The following is an 18,681-nucleotide window of genomic DNA, read 5'->3' on the forward strand; positions in this document are numbered from 1 at the left end:
GACCCCGGTGCTCGATGGCTATGGCTATGGCATGAACATTGCGCACGACGGCCGGGTGCTCTCGCACAGCGGCGGGATCGCGGGTGTCCAGACCTATCTCGAGATGCACCCGACCGAGAATTTCGCTTTGGTGTTCCTCTCCAACGGCCCGCTCGACGGGGCATTGCTCGGGCGGATCGTCGCGCGGCTGTCGCGCGACACGCCGACGCTCCCCAAAACGACGCCGCCTGCCGCGACATCCTCGTTCGCCGGGCGCTTCGTCGCGCGCGACGGGGCGGCGCTCACCTTTGCGGCGACGAACGACGGCGGGCTGCGCGCTGGCGACCAGCCGCTGACCCGGCTCGCGAACGATTTGTGGGGCGCGTATCTCACCCCCCACGGGCCGCGCACCTTCCAGTTCCGACGCGATGCCGCGGGCGTTGTCACCGGGGTGTCGGAAGGAGCGTCGGACTATGCACGCGAAGGAAGTCCCGCCCCCGCCGCCGCGCCGGCCGGCTATCGGACATTCGTCGGCCGGTACGCGACGCACGGCGAGGAAGGCCCCGGCGTCCGCGTCTTCGTCCAGCAAGGGCAACTTATGATATCCTACGCGGACACCAATGCGCCCCCCACCCCGCTGGCGGCAATCGACGAGACGCATTTCCGCTTCGCCGAACCCGCGTTCGCCCCCGAGCGGCTGGCGTTCGACACGGTCATCGACGGGCAGGCGCAGCGGCTGACGATGTCGGGCGTCCCGCTCTATCGCATCGATCTGCCGTGAAGCGCTGGCTGCGGTGGAGCGCGGCCGCGCTGCTCGCGCCGCTCGCCGCCGCCGCGCAGCCCGCCGCGCATTTCACCACCTGGGCCGCACGGCATGCGGTCACGCTGCCCCCCTGCCCGCCCGATAGCAAGCAGTGGGAAAAGGTCGGCGCGATCGTCGGCAACGTCGACCTGGTCGCGCTCGGCGAGCCGGCGCACGGCGCGCAGGAGCCGCTCGCGCTGCGCAATTGCCTGTTCCGCTATCTCGTCGAACATCACGGCTTCACAGCGATCGCCCTCGAAACCGGGGTCAGCGAGTCGCGGGCGCTCGACGATTATGTCGCGGGCGACAGCGGCGATGCACGCCAGCTCGCGCGCGACAATTTCTCCTGGGGGTTCGGACGGTACGCCGAGAATGTCGCGCTGCTCGAATGGATGCGCGGCTATAATGCCGATCCGGCGCATACGCGGAAGCTCCACCTCTACGGCATCGACCTGAGCGGCGGCGACAAGAGCGGCGCGTGGCGCAACGCCGCGGTCACGCTGCGCGCGAGCATCGCCTATCTCGCGCGCGTCATGCCCGATCGGTCGCAGCCGGTGCGGAAGGCGCTCGCCCCCTTCCTCGACCGGTTCAGTGCGCCGGGCTATGCCGCGATGACGGCGGCCGAGCGCAGCCGGCTGCGCCGCGCGATCGCCGCCTTGATCGGCTCCCTCGATCGCCATCGCACGGACGATGCGGATTGGGCGTGGGCGCGGCGCAATGCGGTCGGCGCACGACAGCTCGAACGGTTGTTTCGCGTATCGCGGCCGCCAACGGCGGACGACGAACTCTCGCCGGACGATTACAAGGCCGATATCGCGCGCGACGCGGCGATGGCGGAGAATGCGTTATGGGCCAGCCGGCGCGAAGCCCCCAACGGCCGCCTGCTGCTGTTCGCGCACGACGGGCATATCATGAACGCGGCAACGCGCGGGGGAAGCTGGTCGGTCTATCGTCGCGCCCCCGCGGCGATGGGAGTGCATCTGAAGGCAGCGCTCGGCGCGCGGCTGCTGATCGTGCCGATCGTTTCGCCGGCCGGTCCCGACACCGATCTCGATACGGCGCTCGCCCGCACGGGGCGCGACCGCTTCCTCCTCGATCTGCGCCCCGTGCGACACGACGGCTGGCTTGCCCGGGAGCGCAGCGTGCGGACCAATTTCACCGACGAACTGCTGGTGAAACCGGGCATCGCGTTCGACGCGCTGATCTTCCTCGGACGACTCAGCCCCGCGCGCTGACCGCCACGCCCCTTGTCGCCGGTTCGCGACTGGCTCTAGAACATCGCCTCGAGCCGCGCCGTGGGGGATGCCGAATTGACGATGTCCAAACACCCGCGTGGAGAGGCCACGCGCAAGGCCATCCTGGCCGCCGCCGAACAGGTCTTCGCCGATGTCGGCTATGAAGCCGCGCGGATGGAGGATGTGGCGCAGGTGGTGGGGATCCGCCGGCCGTCGATCGTCTATCATTTTCCGAGCAAGCAGGATCTCTACGACGCGGTAGAATCCGATCTGTTCGAGAAGATGCACGCCGCGAGCCGGCTGGCGCTCAAGCAAGCGCAAGGCCCGCTCGAACGGTTGCTGGCGCTGCTCGACGCGTGGCTCGATTATATCGTCCAGCGCCCGACCGCCGCGCGCATCCTGCAGCGGCTGGTCGCCGACGTCACCCCGCGCCACGGCAATCCGGTGCGCTTTTCCGAGCTCGCGCTCAGCGATATGGATGCCGTCATCGAGGAAGGCGTGCGCGCCGGTTGCTTCCGCCCGATCAACACGATGCTGGTGATCAACGGCGTCTCGGCGGCGACCTTGTTCTACGTCTGCAACGGCCGCCAGCTCGGCGACGCCCGCGCCTATTCCCCCTCCGATCCCGATATGCTGCGCGAGTTTCGCGCGCTGCTCCACCGCACCTGCTGCGCCGCCGTTCTCGCCTGAGCGCCGCCCCCGCACACCGCCAAAGTTCACGAAGTTCACACGTATGACGCGCCGCCGCACGACGGCGGCGTGTATTGCGCACCATCACAGCGCCCGCCCAAAACTACGCAAATGAAGGCAAATCCGGCAGTTCCACACCGGTTTGCGCGAAAAATCGCCGATCACACTTGAGTTTTACCTACTTGAAGGTAGATAGCGAGTCGCGATGAGACCCGTCGCCTTGCTCCGGGACGGAGCGCGGCATCGGTCCATCGGCAACAGGGTTGAGCGCGCCGCAACAGCGAACGCGCAGGAATATTTCATGTGATCTCTGAGGCTTAACTAGCCCAGATGATTGGGGAGGGGTTTGCAGATGAAGGCCGCAGACATTTCGATCCGGGCGATGGCCCTGCTTCTTTCCGGTTGCGCCGCTTCGGCGATGGCCCAGACCGCCGCCGCGCCGGCCGCCGACACGTCGGGCGGGCTGAGCGAGGTAGTCGTCACCGCGCAGAAGCGCGCGGAGCCGCTGCAGAAGACCCCGATCTCGATCATGGCGGTGACCGGCGCCGACATCAACAAGCTCGGCATCGCCGACATCACCGATCTGCGCTCGGTCGTCCCCAGCCTGCAGGTCACCCCGCACCCGAACAGCGCGACCACCGCGCGCGTGTTCATCCGCGGCGTCGGCAACAATGACGATCAGATCACCGTCGATCCCAGCGTCGCGGTCTATCTCGACGGCATCTATATCGCGCGTGGCCAGGGGCTGACCTCCGATATCGCCGAAGTCGAGCGGATCGAGGTGCTGCGCGGCCCGCAGGGCTCGCTCTACGGCCGCAACGCCACCGGCGGCGCGATCAATTATATCACCAAGGCCCCCGAACTCGGCGTCTTCTCGGGCAAGCAGACGATCGACTACGGCAATTACAACGCCTTCACCACGCGCACCAACCTCAACGTACCGATCGGCGACAAGCTCGCGGTGCAGCTCGCCTATCTCCACAGCCAGAAGGACGGCTTCGTCCGGAACGCCGGCACCGGAGAGGCGCGGTTCGGCGATCAGCTGCGCGACGCCTATCGCGCGGCGGTGGAGTGGAAGCCGGTCGACACGATCGAGCTGCGCTACAGCTACGATCGCTCGCTGACCCGCGATACCCCCGCCTATATCGCCTATGTGCCGGCATTCTATCCGTCGGTAATCGATCGCCCGACGCAGGGCTCGCCCGCGGTCCGCAACCTGCGGCCCAATCGCGTGCTGGTGCAGGGCCATAGCCTGACCGCGAGCTGGCAGGTGAGCGACGATATCACGCTCAAGTCGCTGACCGGCTATCGCCAGCTCGATAACCGCACCGACCAGAATTACCTCACCGGCGCGGTCGGCCCCTTCCCGCTGTTCATCACCAATTTCGACCAGCATCAGCACCAGTGGAGCGAGGAGCTCCAACTGATCGGATCGACCGCCGATCACCAGCTCGAATATGTGCTGGGCGGTTACTGGTTCGACGAGAAAGCGCACAGCTTCGACACGACGGTGCCGGCGGGCCGCCCGTCGCTGGCGCGCACCGCGACCGTCCACAACACCGCTTATGCGGTCTATGCCCAGGCGACGTGGCGCCCGACCTTCCTCACCGGCCTGTATCTGACCGGGGGACTGCGCTGGTCGCACGATCAGCGCCAGGCGACGCTGGCGCAGACCGTCGTCCCGGCGGCCGGGGCGTCGATCCCGCTGGCGCCGGGTGCGGGCGACAACAGTTTCTCCAACGTCAGCCCGACGGTGGTACTGGGGTATAACGTCAATCGCGACGTCAACCTCTACCTCAAATATGCCAAGGGCTATAAGGCCGGCGGCTATAATCTGCGCGCCAGCACGATCGCGCGCTTCGAGCAGGGTTTCGGCCCGGAATCGCTCGATTCCTATGAGGCGGGCATCAAGTCGAGCTGGCTCAACAACCATTTGCGCGCCAATCTCGCGGTGTTCCAGTCGAACTATCGCGACATCCAGGTCAACGTGCAGAGCGACCCGACCAACCCCGCGATCACCGATATCCTCAACGCCGGCAAGGCGCGGATCAAGGGCGCCGAATTCGATCTGACGATGAAGCCGTCGAGCAATCTGTCGGTGTCGCTCAATTACGCCTATCTCGACGCGAAATATCTGAAGATCGTGTCGCAGACCGGCGCCGATGTCACGAAGAATTACTTCTTCGTCGAGGCACCGAAGAACACGCTGAGTGCAAGCGCGGAATATTATTTCCCCAAGACGTCGATCGGCACTTTCTCGGCCAACGTGCAATATTATATGCAGAGCAAGAAATACACGTCGTCGAACGATCCGCGTTATATCGTCGGCGATTACGGGCTGCTCAACGCGCGGCTCACGTTGTCCGACATCCCGGTCGGCTTCGGCAAGTGGGAGCTGGCGGTCTATGCCAAGAACCTGACCGACGAGAAATATTACGCCGCTTATTTCAACACCGGGCTGCCCGGCGCGATGTTCGGCGAGCCGCGCAGCTATGGCGTGCAGCTGAGCGTCGGGTTCTGATCCGGCAGGTGCCGGGCGGACGAAAACCACGCCCGGCACCGATTGAAGGACCCCCAACCCCGTTCGGGCTGAGCTTGTCGAAGCCCTGCACTTTTCTTCCAAGGAAGAAGGACAGCCCTTCGACAAGCTCAGGGCGAACGGGGTTGGGATGACACATAAATCTCCACGAGATGCGGCGCCATTCGCGTCGCTGACACCCCTCGCGCGATTGGCATGGCGCGCGGGGATCATTTCGGCTAAGGGGCGCGCAACGGACGTGCCTGGCCTCTTGCTGACGGGCTGCTGCACGCTCAGCTCAAGCACGCAACAGGTCGCGCGAACAATCGCCGACGAGCCTGCGCACCCGACGGAGAAACATGCCCTTTTCGCAACTTCCGCAATCTATTGCCGACGCGCTCGTCGGCCGCGGCTACACTCAACCTACGCCGGTGCAGGCGGCGGTGATCGAAAGCGACGCCGAGGCGCGCGACCTGCTCGTTTCGGCGCAGACCGGCTCGGGCAAGACCGTCGCGTTCGGCCTTGCGATGGCGCAACAATTGCTCGACGCCGACGGCAACCTCCCCACCCCCGGCGCGCCGCTGGCGCTGATCATCGCGCCGACCCGCGAACTGGCGATGCAGGTCAGCCGCGAACTCGAATGGCTCTACGCCCCGGCGCGCGCGCGGATCGCGACCTGCGTCGGCGGGATGGATTCGGCGCGCGAGCGGCGTAACCTGTCGCACGGCACGCATATCGTCGTCGGGACTCCGGGGCGGTTGCGCGATCACCTCGAACGCGGCGCGCTCGATCTCTCGGCACTGCGCTGCGCGGTGCTCGACGAGGCCGACGAGATGCTCGACATGGGGTTCCGCGAGGATCTCGAGGAAATCCTCGACGCGACCCCCGACAACCGCCGCACCCTGCTGTTCTCCGCGACGATGCCGCGCCCGATCGTCGCGCTGGCGAAGCGCTATCAGCGCGATGCGCTGCGCATCTCGACGCTCGACGAGCGTCAGGGGCATGGCGACATTTCCTATCAGGCGGTTGCGGTGTCCCCGTCGGATATCGAGAATGCCGTCATCAACCTGCTGCGCTTCCACGAGGCGGAGACGGCGATGCTGTTCTGCGCGACGCGCGACAATGTCCGCCATCTCCACGCCTCGCTGGTCGAGCGCGGGTTCGCCGCGGTGGCGCTGTCGGGCGAGCATAGCCAGAACGAACGCAACCACGCGCTGCAGGCGCTGCGCGACGGCCGTGCGCGGGTATGCGTCGCGACCGACGTCGCGGCGCGCGGGATCGACGTCGCCAGCCTGAGCCTCGTCATCCATGTCGAGGTGCCGCGCGACGCCGAGGTGCTCCAGCACCGCTCAGGGCGCACCGGCCGCGCCGGGCGCAAGGGCACCGCGGTGCTGATCGTTCCCTTCTCGCGGCGGCGCCGGGTCGAGGGCATCCTGCGCTCCGCCCGCATCGAGGCGGAGTGGATGCCCGCCCCGAGCGCGGCGTCGATCCGCGAACAGGATCGCAATCGGCTGCTGGCAAAGCTCGCCGAGCCGGTCGAGGCGACCGAGGAGGAAACCCAGCTCGCCCAGCGGCTGCTCGCCGAGCAGACGCCGGAGAATATCGCGCTGGCTTTGGTCCGCGCGCACAGCCAGACGATGCCGCAGCCCGAGGAGCTGATCGACCTTTCCTCGGCGGAAAACCGCCGCGGCGAGGCGGGCGAGAAACAGCATCGCCCCGGCTTCGAGGACACCGCGTGGTTCCGCATGGATATCGGGCGGCGGCAGAATGCCGATCCGCGCTGGATCCTGCCGCTGCTGTGCCGCCGCGGGCATATCACCCGCGCGGATGTCGGCGCGATCCGCATCCTCGCCAATGAGACCCATTTCGAGGTGCGCCGCGCGATCGAGGCGAAGTTCCGCTCGGCGCTGCAACGCACCGCGCGCGAGGGCGCCGAGGACGAAAGCGGCATCCGCATCGAGCCGGCGCCGGGCGCGCCGCAGCCGGGCGCGCAGGGCAAGGTCCACAAGCCGCGCCGGACGGGGGATGCCGGGCCGCGTCATGACGGGCCGCGCGGTGGCAAGCCGGGGAAGAAATTCCCGCCGCGCCACGGCGGCGGGCATGGCGGCAAGGATCGCCGGGCGCATTGAAATAGCGCCCCGCGCTCTCCCCGTTCGGGCTGAGCCTGTCGAAGCCCTGTCTTTCTTCCGAGGAAGAAGTGCAGCCCTTCGACAAGCTCAGGGCGAACGGAGGGGGCGATCTACCCCTCGCGCCCGTACACCTTGGTCGGCACACCCTGAAAGCGCAGCCCCGGCAGCAGATGCTCGTGCTTCATGATCACGCTATGCGGCCCGACATGCGTGTGGTCGCCGATCACCGCGCCGTAGAGCGGCACGGTCGCCCCCGAGACGGTCGCGCCCTTGCCGATGAACACCTTGTCGGTCTTGAGCACGCGATCCTCGAAGGTATGTGCCTGGAACATCGCGCTGACGGTCGCACCGTCGCCGATATGGATCATGTCGGGATCGACGACCTGCGCGAATTGCGGCCCGAGCACCGCGCGCTTGCCGATCGTCAGCCCCATCAGGCGGAGGTAGATCGGCAGGATGAACGTCCCCTCCAGCCCTTGCAGCACGAGGTTGGCGAGCTTGGCCCAGGCGACGTAGACGAAGTCCCAACGGCTGCACCAGCATGACCACAAGGCATGCTGCCCCGGCTTCACCCGCCCGATCAGCAGCCACTTGAGCGCCAGCACGGTGAAGCACAAGGCCACCAGCGGGACGAGCGTCGCCGCCGGGACCACCAGCAGGATATAGACCAACGGCGAGGCCACCATATCCTGCGCGTGGACCAGCATCGCATACCAGACGGCGGTCAGCAGCAGCGGGACGATCGGCAGGGTGAAGCGCAGCACCTCCCAGAACATCCGGTTGATGTAGCGGATCGCCGAGGGATCGTGGGTCAGGCTGCGATCGACCTCGATCACCTCGCGGCGCGGCAGATCGAAGCTCGGATGGCCGAAACGCGACTGGCCGGTGACGATCTCGCGCGAATCCGCGACGGTGGCGATGCCGATCAGGATATTGTCGGGGAGATGTTCGCCCGCCGGGATCACCGCGTGATTGCCGAGAAAGGTGTTGCGCCCAAGCCGGATCGGCGCGAGCGTGATGCTGCCGTTGCGCGCCTCGCCGCCGCCGAGATAGATGCCATCGGCGAAGAAGGTCTCGGCGCCGATCTCGCACAGCTCGGGGGTGACGTCGATGATCGTGCTGATCTCGCATTTGCGCCCGACGCGCATCCCCGCCAGCCGCAGCCACATCGACCAGAACAAGGTGCCGCTGAGCCATTCGCCGGCGCGGATCAGGAGGCCGGTCTTGACCCAGGCGCGGATATAGGCCGGGCTCCTCAGCCCGATCGTCCCCGCGCGGACGCGGCCCATCATCCGCGACATGAGCGCGGTCCAGATCAGGGTCAGCGGGATGCTGAGCACCGTCAGCCCGAGCACCGCCACCGCGACGCGTGAGTCGAACGTCGGGTGATAGATCCAGCGCCACACCTCCTCGAAGCCGATCCCGGCGGCGAGGCAGGTGGCGATCGTCAGCAGCTCGGCCGGAAGCGCCGCGACGAAGGCGGCGGCGCCTTCGGCGAGCATCAGTGACACGCCGTGTGCCAGCGGAGAAAGCTGGCGCGGCGGCACCGGCGGCGCGGCGGGCGCGGGGCCGACGGGTCCGGCGGGCACCCCGTCCCACAATTCGCCCGGCGGGATCGACTTGCCGGCGTTGAGCACCGAAAGCGCGGTCAGCACACTCCCTGCGCCAACGCGGCAATTGCCCTCGACGCCCGAGCGTACGCGCATCGTCGCACCGGCTTCGAGCGTGATCGGGGCGACGACGATATCGCCGCGGTCGAGCTCGACCAGCCCGACGCGCGCATCCTGCCCGATCGCGGCATAATCGCCGATCTCGAGCAGATCCCAGCCGCCGCGCCTGAGATCGACCCCGCGGTGGAGATGCACCCCGCGCCCAATCCGCGCGCCGAGCGCACGCAACGCGATCTGCTGGAACACCGTGCCTTGCAACAGCGGCCACGGAATCAGCCGCACCGCCTGGAACACCACCCAGTGGCGGAGATAATAATTGCTCCACACCGGGGCGCGGATCGCGCGATAGCGGCCGATCACGACACGCTTCACCGCCACCGCAAAGGCGATCGACACCGGCACGTAAACCGCCGCCGCGGCGATCGCGATCAGCGGGGAGAGCAGGATGAACGAGACGAGCCCGAGCCGCCCGAACACCGGCGGGAGCAAGCGGAACGCCGCGATCCACGTCACCCACGATCCGATCAGCAACTCGCCGGTGAGCCAGCTTAGCTGGACGGCATTGGCGAGCACCGGGCGCACCTGCCCCTCGCGCACCACCACCTCGCCGGCGTCGTCCTCGGGGACGGCGCGATCGGCGAGCAGCGCCAGCGCGCGGACGGTGCGCGCGTCATAGATATCGCTGACGGTGATCCAGTCGGTGCGCGGGTCCTCGCGCAACAGGGTGACGAGCAAGGCGGCGCTGAGCGAATCGCCGCCGAGGTCCTCGAAGAAATCGTCCTCGACCGATACGGCCGCCGGCCGCTTGAGGATATCCGCGACGCCAACGGCGAGCAGTTGCTCCATCTCGGTCTCGGCCGGGACATTGTGGCGATCGACCACCACAGCCGCGAGTTCGAGCATCGGCAGCGCGGCGCGGTTGAGCTTGCCGCCGACGCTTACCGGCAATTCGTCGATCACCCCGATCCGCATCGGCACCATATAGCGCGGCAAGGTCGTGGCGAGCTGCGCGCGGAGCGCATCGCCGTCGGGCGGCGTCGCCGGATCCTCGGCGACGACGAACGCGACCAGCTCCGCCGTGCCGCGATGATCCTGCAACCGGCACCCCGCCGCGCGGACGCCGGGCAGGCTGGCAAGCCGCGTCTCGATCTCGCCGAGCTCGACGCGATAGCCGCGGATCTTGACCTGCGCGTCGATCCGGCCGTGGTAGAAGAAACTCCCGTCTTCCTCGCGGTGGACGAGATCGCCGGTGCGATAGAGCCGCCCGAGCCGCGGATGATCGACGAACTTCTCGAGCGTCAGCTCGGGCCGGTTGCGATAGCCCCGCGCGACCCCCGCCCCACTGATGCACAACTCGCCCTGCTGCCCGTCGGGCAGTACCGCGAGATCGTCGTCGAGCACGAAGCCGGTCATCCCCGGCACCGGCCAGCCGATCGTGATCGGGCCGCCCGCGACGATATCGCCGCGCAGACAGGTCACCGCACATTCGGTCGGGCCGTAGCCGTTGACCAGCCGCCGCCCTTCGGACCACAGATCGGCGATATCGCGCGGCAGCGCCTCGCCGCCGACATAGAGCAATTTGAGATCGGGCAGCGCGGTGGCGGGATTGCTGCACCCGCTGCTGCGCAGCAAGGTCGGCGGCGGGCAGAAGACCGTCGCCTTCTCGTCGCGCAGCCAGCCGATGATATCGGGGCCGAGCCGCGCCGCATCATCGTCCATCACCAGCAATGTCGCGCCCGCGGCGAAGGCGAGCCAGGTTTCCTCGATCGAGGAATCATAGGCCGAGGACGATCCCTGCACGACGCGATCGCCCGGCCCCAGCGCGAACTCCCCCAGATCCGAGGCAACGAGATTGGCGATGTTGCGATGCTCGATCATCACCCCCTTGGGGCGCCCGGTGGTGCCCGAGGTGTAGATGACATACGCCAGCCGATCGGCGGCGATATCCTGCGGCAACGCGTTCGCTGCGGGCGCCTCGGCGAGCAACGCGGGCACATCGAGCAACCGCGTCATGTCGCCGCACACCGGCGCGAGCCGCGCGATGCCCGGCTGGTCGGTCAACACCGCGACCGCGCTCGCGTCCTCGACGATCTCGCGCATCCGCTCGTCGGGGAAAGATGCGTCGAGGCAGGTGAAGGCGGCGCCGGCCTTCAGCGCGGCGAGCTGCGCGACGTACAGCGCCGACGAGGTGCGCGGCAGGTGGATCGCAACGATCTCCTCGCCCTGCACCAGCGCCGCGAGATGCTGCGCGAGCCGATCGGAGGCGGCGTCGAGCTCGGCATAGCTCAGCTGCTGGCGCGCGGGACGGTTGCGCCCCGGCGGAATATCCAGCGCCGGCCGGTCGGCATGATGCGCGACCGCAGCGCGCAGGAAATCGTGGAGCAGCGGCCCCAGTGTCTCATCGGATGTCGCGGCGAGCGAACGTGTGGGATCTTCAAACGCCATCGCCGCGCCCTATCGACAAGATGGCGCGCGTCAACGGCGACGTAACGATCGGGTGAAAATGCCTTTCGTTCGTCATTCCCGCGAAGGCGGGAATCCATTCACCCAGACCTCAGCGATAGAAGCGCAACGACGGTATGAATGGATTCCCGCCTTCGCGGGAATGACGAAGGAGGGGTTGCGAGGATCGACCTGCGTCTACCAGGGCGGCGCGCCATAATAGTCGAAGATGATATCGCTGTAGCTGCGGAAGCTCGGCCCGCCGAGGTTGCGCAGCTCGACCGCATCGTAATTGGGCGCATCCTTGAGGATGTTGCGATCGAGCGGAACGACGAACCCGCCGTGCCCCGGCGCATAATCGAGCAATCCCCAGGGCACCGGATGAAAACGCTCGCCGATGCCGAGAAAGCCGCCGAACGACATGATCGCATAGAGCACCCGCCCGCTCACCTTGTCGATCGAGAGATCGTCGACATGGCCGAGCCGGTTGCCGGCGCGATCGAAGACCGGGGTGCCGTTGACGCGGCTGGACAGGATCAGCGCGTGATCGGTTTCCTGTGCGATCTGGGCCATGGTGTCATTTCCCAGCCGGAACGACCGGCTGCGGTCTCAACGCTCGACGAGGCGGGACGTTCCGCCTCCTTGTGTCCCCGCGAGGGCGCGGACCCAGAGCCAAACAATACGCCGTTGTTTGACTTGGCCCCTGGGTCCCCGCCCTCGCGGGGACACAAGAAGGCGGATGTTAGGGCCGCCCCCTTCCCTTCCACCCCGGCGAAGGCCGGGGTCCAGTCACGACCGGCCCGATACTGGACCCGGCCTTCGCCGGGGTGGTAGCAAGGGCTTACTCCGCCGCAGCCGCGAGCGCAGGTTCGGTCGGGCGCGGGTCCTCCGCCACCGCGGTGGTCCAGTCCCAATGCCCCGCCGGGAGCACGTCTGTGATGCCATATTCAGCGCGGATCTCGACCAGCGGACGGTCGATCATCTCGCGCCACGGCACCAGCATCAACGGCATCTTCCAGTTCCGCCCCTGCTCCGCGCCGACGAATTCGGCGTCGAGCTGGACCTTGAAGCCTTCCGGATAATGCAGCCCGCTCTTCATATAGGTCTTGGCGCGAAGATAGGTCGAGACGCGGTTGAAGAACGCCGCCAGCTCGGGACAGAAATAATTGTAGAAGGCGTACATATTGGCGGTGAGCAGCGCGACCTCGCCGGCGTGATTGGTCTCGAAGCCGGTCACCATATGCTCGATATCGTGGGTGAAGGTGCGTTCCTTGAGATAGAAAGTGTAATCGCTGTCGACCTTCATCCCCTGGAAGAAATAATCCATCTGATAGCCGCTGTTGGCGAGGAAATCGTGGATTACATGGCCCAAAGTGCCGGGCTTGCAATGTTTGACGTCCTCGACCTTGAAGTCGGACAGCACACGACGATCGAGCCAGTCGCGGAATTCGGGCAGCCGCGCCTTTTCCTCCTCGAACAGCCGGAAGATCGCGGGCATGTCCTCCAGATTGTGCAGGATCTGCGCCACCTCGGGGATGAAAGCGGTGTTGGGCATATCGGGCCCGTTGCGGCGCAACATCTCCTGCGCGATCAGCGCGCGGAGCGGGGCGTTGTTGAGATATTTTGACGAGCTGATCAGCACCGAGCTTTCGGTGGCATGCTGGACGATCGAGCCGTTGAAATATTCGTAATCGGCCTGGCTGACTTCGACCATGACGATCTCTCCTGAAAAATCAGGCCCGCGACGCGCGTGCGTCGCGGGCCGCTCCGATCATTCCGCTGCCTGCGCCAGCGCGGGTGCGGCGGGCGGGCTGACGAATTCGCCCGGCATCGCGCCGGTGAAACGGCCCTCGAAGAAGGTCGGCATGCCGTTGACCATCGTCAGCCGCATCGGCGCCGCATCGCGGGTGTAGCGCCACGTCACCCCGAAATCGCCGGTCGGCACGTCGAAGCGTTTATATTCCTCGCGCCGCTGGATTTCGTTGAGATCGAACACCGCGATATCGGCGCGCAGCCCCGGCTTGATCGCGCCGCGATCGTGGAAGCCGAAATGCCCGGCGAGCTTGCCCGTCATGACATGGATCGCTTCTTCGATCGTCACCTTGCCTTCGTCGCGGCAATATTTGGTGAGCAGCAGGATATTCTCGCCGCCGCCGCAGAACATCTGGCCGTGCGCGGGAGCGTCGGAGATGTTGCCGACGGTCTGCGGATGCTTGAGCAATTCGACCGTGAGGTCCTCGAGCTTAGGGAACGGGGCCATATGCACCGTCGAACGGACGCCATTGGCGATGATCCACTCGGCCATCGCATCCGAATGATGCAGCCCGCGCGAGTCGGCATATTCCTTGAGCGTGATGTTGATCGGCCCCATGCCGTTGTCCGAGTTGCGCAAGTGCAGCCGGTGCGGATTGTTCATCGGGGCGTGCGGCCATACCTTGGTATCCCAGCTTTCGCGCGCCCGCGCGCGCCAGTCGGGATCGTTGAGCAGCGCGAGCTTGGCTTCCTCGGTCTCGGCCAGCACCACCTCATGCCAGACATAATCGTTCGACTGGGCGAAGATCAGCGAGCGGGTGAGCGACAAGGTGTTGGTCGGCGAGACATGCGCGAAGCCCGGCCAGATATCATAGCCGTCGGCCTGCGCCTGCTCGACCAGCGGCTTCATGATCTCCAGCGCGGGCTTCTGGAATTCGAGCGTCGGGATCGCGCCGGCGATCTGGACGCGCAATTTCTTGCCCTTGAGCAGCCGCACCAGCCGTTCGAGGCTCGCCGGGGCGGACATGCGCATGAAGGTGTCGACGATCACCTGCATCGTGCAGCCGGGGTAGCGTGCCAGCACGTCGATCAGCGCGGCGAACTCGGCATCGTCAGCGATCAAGGTCGGCACCGGCCGGTCCTGCCCGTCATGATCGAGCAGGTTGGACGACATGCCGAGCGCGCCCGCCTCCATCGCGTCTTCGAGCAATTCGGCCATCTTGGCGATTTCGGCCGGGGTGGCGACGCGCTTCCACGCGTCCATTCCCATTGCGGCGAGCCGGATCGCGAGATGCCCGACGAAGGCGCCGTAATTGGCCGGGATCTTGAGCCGCGTCGTCATCGACCGCTGATATTCGGACCATGTGCGCCAATCCCACGGCAAATTCTTCTGGAACGGCCCTTCGGGGATATCCTCGAAGAAGGAGAAGATCTTGATCATCTCGAACGCGACTTCGGGATCGTCCGAGATCGGCGCGGCGGAAAAACCGCAATTGCCCATCACCACCGTCGTCGCGCCATAGCTGGGCAGCGGATCGAGATCGGGCTGCCACCACATCGTCGCATCGAAATGGGTGTGGCTCTCGATGAAACCGGGGGTGACATAGCAGCCGGTGGCGTCGATCACCCGCTCATCGTCATGCGGGGTGAGGCCGGGCGCGACCTCCGCGATCGTCTTGCCCTTCACCCGCACGTCGGCGGCGAATGCCGGCGCGCCGGTGCCGTCGACCACCGTACCGCCCTTGATCAGAATCGCACTCATTGCCTCTTCCTCTCCTTGTGCCCGACCCGTTCGCCGGGACTCGTTCAAACACCCGGCGATTATGCTCACGCCGCGGCGCGCGGACCAAATTGGACAGGGTCAATCGGATCACATAAAGATACGATATGGATCGCCAGATGATCTTCGAACGGTGAATCGCTCCCCTGGTCAGGAGGCGTTGCTCGCGGTGCTGCGGCGCCATTTGCGCGGCGCCGGGTGGAGCGTACGGCGCATCGCCGAGGCGCTGTCGGCGAGCGAGCCGACGATCAAGCGCTGGCTCGCCGGGCGCGGGCTGACGCTCGATCGGCTGGAGGCGCTGGCGGGCTTGTGCGACGTGTCGCTCGCCGATCTGGTCCGCGAGAGCGAGGCGCCCCCGCCGCACCTCGCCAACGAGCTGACGCTCGCGCAGGAAAAGGCGTTGAGCGAGGATATCCTGCTCTCCTTCCTGTTCATCGCGATCCTGAGCGGGGAGAATTGGCAGGAGCTGGCGCAGGATCTCGCGATCCCCGCGGCGACGATGGAGGCGATGCTCGGCCGGCTCTACAAACTGGCGTTGATCGACCGGCTGCCCGGCGGCCGTGCGCGCACGCGGATCAATCCGCATATCGTATGGCGCAAGCTGCCGATGCGGCGTCAGTTCGAATTGCAGATGAAGCGCCAGTTCCTCGAAATGGATTTCAGCGCGGACGACGCGGTTTACGGGTCGACGGTGATCAAGCTGTCGGAGGCCGGGGCGGCACAAATGGCGGAGATGATCGAGCGCCACCGCCGCGAGCTTTCGGCGCTCGCGGTGGCGGATCGCGCCGAGAGCCACTTGCCGCGGGGCTGGCACGCGGTGCTGAGCGCGGCGCGGCCGCTCGATCTGACGCAGCTGCGGGAAATGTCGCAGGGTTAAAATCGAGCGGCGGCCCAAGCCCGCTTGTGTCCCCGCGAAGGCGGGGACCCAGTCTGGGCTCCCGCCTTCGCGGGAGCACAAGCGAGGCTAACGCGCCAACGTCTGCCCGGTCTCGCCATTCTTATCGAGCAGCCCGGTCAGCCGGACCAGCGCATAATGCGGCCCGGCCTTGTCGACCGTCACCCAGGCGAGATGATCCATCTTGCCCGGCCCTTCCTGATGCGAGATCGCGCCGACCGTCCCCATCTGGAAATAGTCGCGGCCGTTGCGCAGCTCATGGCTGTAATAATGATTGTGCCCCGCGATCACGGTATATTTCCGGTTCGCCAGCATCGCCTCGATCTTGTCGAACGCGGCGGACTTGAGCGTCCACGCCGGCTTGTGCATCAGCACGAAGGTCCAGCGCACGTTGCGATGCGCGGCGAGCGTGCGACGCACGAAATCGACCTGCGCGTCGCTGAACCGCGCGCCATTGACCCCGGCGGTTTCCAGCGCGCGCGATTTGTTGACCTGCGCGAGCTGCGCATTGATCGCCTTTTCCGTCCCGACCGGATCGGCGGCGAGCGCCTTGAGCACCCCGCGGAACTGCTTCGACATTTCCGGCGACATCGGCATCGGCGGGTCTTCGGTGTCGAGGCACAGGAACAGCACGTTCTTGTATTCGAACGCATAATAAGGGCTGCCGTGCCGCTCGCGCCACACCTGCAACTCGGCATCGGTGCCCAGATCGTGATTGCCGGGGACGTAGAAGAACGGCACGCCCAATTTGGCGACCGCCCCTTTGATATGATCCCATTCGGCGCCGATCTCTCCCTTGTCGTCGGTATAGCCTTCGATCAGATCGCCCGCGTTGATGACGAATTCGGGGCGCATCCAGCCGATCTGGTTCATCGCCTGCTCGAACACCCCGGGCCGCGCGAGCCCGGTTCGGTCGCCGATCACCGCGAAACGCAACGTCTCGGGCTCAGCGACCGGCGCGGCGGTCCACGGGGTCGCCTTGCCGATCGCCGCGCCCGGCACCGGGCGGAAGGTGTCGCCCGGCAGAGCGGCGCCGACCAGCGCGGTGCAACACAAAAGACCGAAAGCAAACACGCGTTTCATGACGATCAGAACTTCACGGTCACGTCGGCGCCGAAGGTGCGGCCGACGAGGAATTCGGCGGTCTGGTTGATCACCTGCGGGCCGAAGACGAATACGTCATTCTTGTCGAGCAGGTTCTTGACCCACAAGGACGCGCCGAGCTTCACCCCGCCCATCGGCAGGTTGACGAGGCCGAAGCGCCCGTCGACGATCCAATAAGGCCTGGTGACCGCGAGCGCGTCGAGCGCGGGCACCCCGGTCGGCAGCGCGCCGGGATAGGCCTTGGACTGCCAACGGCCGTCCATGCGGAAATACATATTCCCGCCGCCGCCGAATTCGGGGAAGTCATATTGTCCCGAGAGGCGCACGTTCCACTTGGGGATATAATTGGCGCGGACGATATCGGTGATGTCGCCGAGTTCGGACACATATTTCAGATATTTGAAGTCCGTATAGCCGGCGGTTCCGCTCAGCGTGAGCCGCTCGACCGGGATCGCATCGATTTCCGCCTCGACGCCCCAGATGCGCGCCTTGCCGGCATTTTCGAACCGCTGGACGCCGTTCTGGAAGGTCTGGATCTGGAGATCCTTATAGTTGACGTAGAAACCGGCAAAGTTCGCGCGCAGCCGGCGATTGAACAATTCCGACTTCAGCCCGAGCTCGTAAGACGTCACGGTTTCGGGATTGTACGGAATCGCGCTCAGAATGCCGCCAGCGACATAGCCGGTCGCGATCTTGGCATAAGCCGTGATGTCACCGGTCGGCCGATAGGTCAGGATGCCGGTATAATTGAACTTCTCATAGCTCTTCTTATAAGTCCCCGGCGGCAGGATCCCGCCGCCACCCACGCCGGGGGACCCGGTGCGGATCAGGATCGTCTCGCGATTGTCCGCGGTGAAGCGGCCGCCGAGCGTGATGTCGAGCTTGGGGGTCACATGATAGGTGCCCTGCGCATAAGCCGCCATCGAGCTGTTGACCGCGATCGATTCGGTCACGCCGCTGCCGAAGATCGAATCGAACGGCGTGGGAATGACCACCCCATTGGCGACCGGCTGGAAGATGCCGAGAATATCGGTCGCCGGCGAGCGCTCGTGGAAGTAGAACAGGCCCGCGGTCAAGTCGATCGCCTTGGTGGTGACGACGAACTGCAGTTCCTCGCTGAACTGCTTCTGCCGCGTCTTGCGCGACGTCAGCAGCGAGAACATGCTGTCGTTCGGTCCGGGCGCGACCGCCGGGTTGAAGACGCCGGGGACATTGCCCTGGAGCAACGCCGCCAATTGCCCCGCGGTGAAGCGTATCCCGCCGGTGCCGGCGAGATCGAAGATATTCGGCTGCTGATCGAAGCTGCGGAAGCCGGTGATGCTCTTGACTTCGAGATTCTCGTTGGCGTGGAGCGTGACGGTGACGTTATGACCCTGCACGTTGAGATCTTCGGGGCTGGTGGCGTTGGCCACCGGATCGAGCCGCGTCGTGCTGAGGTTGGTGATGCCACCGAACAGCGGCTGGAACGCCAGGATCCCCCCCGCCAGCGGCGCGGTCGGCCCCGCCGGCGTGCCGAGCAACTGCACCGCGCTGCCCATCGTCTTGCTCTGGGTATAGTCGAACTTGTAATCGACGGTCAGGTTATCGGTCGCCTGCAGTCGCGCCGCGACCTGAAAGGCGTTGACGTTCTTCGCGCCGAAGCGATCACCATAAGTCAGCGTGCCGAAACTCGGGTCGCGCAGGCT

General features: G+C 66.1%; 11 protein-coding genes and 1 pseudogene. 6 read left to right on the top strand and 6 right to left on the bottom strand.

From position 1 onward, the window contains the following. The 5 genes and pseudogenes from BGN95_RS25880 to BGN95_RS25900 form a co-directional block, all read left to right on the top strand. Positions 1-760 (top strand): annotated as a pseudogene (locus tag BGN95_RS25880) (serine hydrolase domain-containing protein); the annotation flags it as partial. Then, on the top strand, positions 757-2,016 hold the full coding sequence (locus BGN95_RS25885; protein WP_286774496.1) for an erythromycin esterase family protein: 1,260 nt from the start codon (positions 757-759) through the stop codon (positions 2,014-2,016). The pseudogene BGN95_RS25880 and the gene BGN95_RS25885, both read left to right, overlap by 4 nt. Positions 2,017-2,097: 81 nt before the next feature. Further along, positions 2,098-2,706: a TetR/AcrR family transcriptional regulator gene (locus BGN95_RS25890; protein ID WP_179513577.1), complete on the top strand. Its 609-nt coding sequence runs from the start codon at positions 2,098-2,100 to the stop codon at positions 2,704-2,706. A 352-nt stretch (positions 2,707-3,058) separates the two neighbouring features. Continuing rightward, positions 3,059-5,227 (top strand): TonB-dependent receptor, encoded by a 2,169-nt coding sequence (locus tag BGN95_RS25895; protein ID WP_286774497.1) that lies wholly within the window; start codon positions 3,059-3,061, stop codon positions 5,225-5,227. A 356-nt stretch (positions 5,228-5,583) separates the two neighbouring features. After that, positions 5,584-7,353, top strand: coding sequence for a DEAD/DEAH box helicase (locus BGN95_RS25900; RefSeq protein WP_286774498.1), 1,770 nt, complete (start codon positions 5,584-5,586; stop codon positions 7,351-7,353). A 110-nt stretch (positions 7,354-7,463) separates the two neighbouring features. Here BGN95_RS25900 and BGN95_RS25905 read toward each other — a convergent pair whose 3' ends face one another. The 4 genes from BGN95_RS25905 to BGN95_RS25920 all read right to left on the bottom strand — a co-directional run bounded on the left by BGN95_RS25905 (position 7,464) and on the right by BGN95_RS25920 (position 14,979). After that, positions 7,464-11,468, bottom strand: coding sequence for a non-ribosomal peptide synthetase (locus BGN95_RS25905; protein ID WP_286774499.1), 4,005 nt, complete (start codon positions 11,466-11,468; stop codon positions 7,464-7,466). Between the two features lie 195 nt (positions 11,469-11,663). Next, positions 11,664-12,038 (bottom strand): PRC-barrel domain-containing protein, encoded by a 375-nt coding sequence (locus BGN95_RS25910; protein ID WP_286774500.1) that lies wholly within the window; start codon positions 12,036-12,038, stop codon positions 11,664-11,666. Positions 12,039-12,306: 268 nt separating this feature from the next. Continuing rightward, a complete protein-coding gene (locus BGN95_RS25915; RefSeq protein WP_265313125.1) occupies positions 12,307-13,179 on the bottom strand; it encodes a Coq4 family protein in 873 nt (290 codons plus the stop codon). A 57-nt stretch (positions 13,180-13,236) separates the two neighbouring features. Next, positions 13,237-14,979, bottom strand: coding sequence for an N-acyl-D-amino-acid deacylase family protein (locus tag BGN95_RS25920; RefSeq protein WP_265268654.1), 1,743 nt, complete (start codon positions 14,977-14,979; stop codon positions 13,237-13,239). Positions 14,980-15,130: 151 nt separating this feature from the next. Here BGN95_RS25920 and BGN95_RS25925 point away from each other — a divergent pair, with 151 nt between their 5' ends. Continuing rightward, positions 15,131-15,874 carry a helix-turn-helix domain-containing protein gene (locus BGN95_RS25925; RefSeq protein ID WP_286774501.1) on the top strand — a complete coding sequence of 248 codons (744 nt, stop codon included), beginning with the start codon at positions 15,131-15,133 and terminating at the stop codon, positions 15,872-15,874. Positions 15,875-15,961: 87 nt separating this feature from the next. On the opposite strand, the gene BGN95_RS25930 is transcribed toward BGN95_RS25925, so the two are convergent. Both BGN95_RS25930 and BGN95_RS25935 read right to left on the bottom strand, forming a co-directional pair. Then, positions 15,962-16,975, bottom strand: a complete 1,014-nt coding sequence (locus BGN95_RS25930) for a metallophosphoesterase family protein (RefSeq protein ID WP_286774502.1) — start codon at positions 16,973-16,975, stop codon at positions 15,962-15,964. Between the two features lie 5 nt (positions 16,976-16,980). Beyond that, positions 16,981-18,681, bottom strand: a 1,701-nt coding sequence (locus tag BGN95_RS25935) for a TonB-dependent receptor (protein ID WP_286774503.1), incomplete at its 5' end; no start/stop codon positions are given.

Source organism: Sphingomonas sp. 66-10, assembly GCF_001897045.1.
Lineage (GTDB): Bacteria > Pseudomonadota > Alphaproteobacteria > Sphingomonadales > Sphingomonadaceae > Sphingomonas > Sphingomonas lycopersici.

What these genes read in the sequence shown, in the direction of transcription:
- BGN95_RS25890 (WP_179513577.1), top strand. Translation starts at nt 2,098, where the DNA reads ATGTCCAAACACCCGCGTGGAGAGGCCACGCGCAAGGCCATCCTGGCC.
- BGN95_RS25895 (WP_286774497.1), top strand. Translation starts at nt 3,059, where the DNA reads ATGAAGGCCGCAGACATTTCGATCCGGGCGATGGCCCTGCTTCTTTCC.
- BGN95_RS25900 (WP_286774498.1), top strand. Translation starts at nt 5,584, where the DNA reads ATGCCCTTTTCGCAACTTCCGCAATCTATTGCCGACGCGCTCGTCGGC.
- BGN95_RS25905 (WP_286774499.1), bottom strand. Translation starts at nt 11,468, where the DNA reads ATGGCGTTTGAAGATCCCACACGTTCGCTCGCCGCGACATCCGATGAG.
- BGN95_RS25910 (WP_286774500.1), bottom strand. Translation starts at nt 12,038, where the DNA reads ATGGCCCAGATCGCACAGGAAACCGATCACGCGCTGATCCTGTCCAGC.
- BGN95_RS25915 (WP_265313125.1), bottom strand. Translation starts at nt 13,179, where the DNA reads ATGGTCGAAGTCAGCCAGGCCGATTACGAATATTTCAACGGCTCGATC.
- BGN95_RS25920 (WP_265268654.1), bottom strand. Translation starts at nt 14,979, where the DNA reads ATGAGTGCGATTCTGATCAAGGGCGGTACGGTGGTCGACGGCACCGGC.
- BGN95_RS25930 (WP_286774502.1), bottom strand. Translation starts at nt 16,975, where the DNA reads ATGAAACGCGTGTTTGCTTTCGGTCTTTTGTGTTGCACCGCGCTGGTC.